The sequence below is a fragment of the Methylobacter svalbardensis genome (assembly GCF_037671525.1).
In the GTDB taxonomy this organism is placed as follows: Bacteria; Pseudomonadota; Gammaproteobacteria; order Methylococcales; family Methylomonadaceae; genus Methylobacter_A; species Methylobacter_A svalbardensis.
The window spans coordinates 1-860 of the sequence record NZ_JAWPOH010000187.1; the positions used below are offsets into that span (position 1 = coordinate 1).

The following is an 860-nucleotide window of genomic DNA, read 5'->3' on the forward strand; positions in this document are numbered from 1 at the left end:
GGGCTGTTTATCGACGAGATCCCATAGTTTTTCATCACCGGCTACTTTACGGTTATGCTTGGCACGAACCAACCAATCAGCGGGATAATTTAACGCCATGCTTCGGATCATTAGATTGAGAATATCACCTTCTCGATCGGCAACATAAACCAGCTTTTGTTCCGGGCAACGTTCCGCCATTTCAGCAACCCGCTCATAACCTTCTATCCAACGGCAGCTTTCTTTTATGCTGTCTTGTTGCTGATCATTTTCCTTGCTTGTTCCTCTTGCCCACATCCAGGCATCGGTCACTCCTAGAGGGATTCGATCAGATGTTACACATAGCGTTGGATGAAGGTACATCCCTCGCTGGGCATCATAAGACAAGCGCCCTAAATCTTCGGTCTGTTGTCCATTGAAGTCTAGTTCCGTTGTATCTTGCAGGCATAAAATAACCGCTGAATCACTTAGACGGATACGTTCTTCCACGTTATTTGCATGTCCTTCAAGCACCTTATCCCAGGTCACATTTTCATTGGCATAAAAACGATAGGTTGCTTGCGTCTCTGCCCAACCTTGACATGATTCAGGTATGCTTGATTTTGGCGACTTGGCTAGGTTTTCGATTAGCTTTATGGCTCTATTCTTTAGTCGTTTATCACCTAAATCTAAATTACGAAATTCTGTATTTGCCCAATTCATAGCTAAAATGATTCTACTTTACTAAATCTTAACAACTTGTGTGTAAGGAGATGCGTTCACCCCCCTCTCGCAAACTGACGCTAATTCAAGCATACTGCTGACTAAATTTCTGACACAACCTTTCTATGAAACTGAGCGACCATAGCCTACGCCAATTAGATGTCACCTACCTTGATGGT

The 860-nt window shown here is 43.6% G+C and carries 1 protein-coding gene; it reads right to left on the minus strand.

The features are described 5' to 3' along the window. Positions 1-681, minus strand: a 681-nt coding sequence (locus RW114_RS20765; protein ID WP_340124626.1) for an IS4/Tn5 family transposase DNA-binding protein, incomplete at its 3' end; no start/stop codon positions are given. Positions 682-860: the final 179 nt, after the last annotated feature.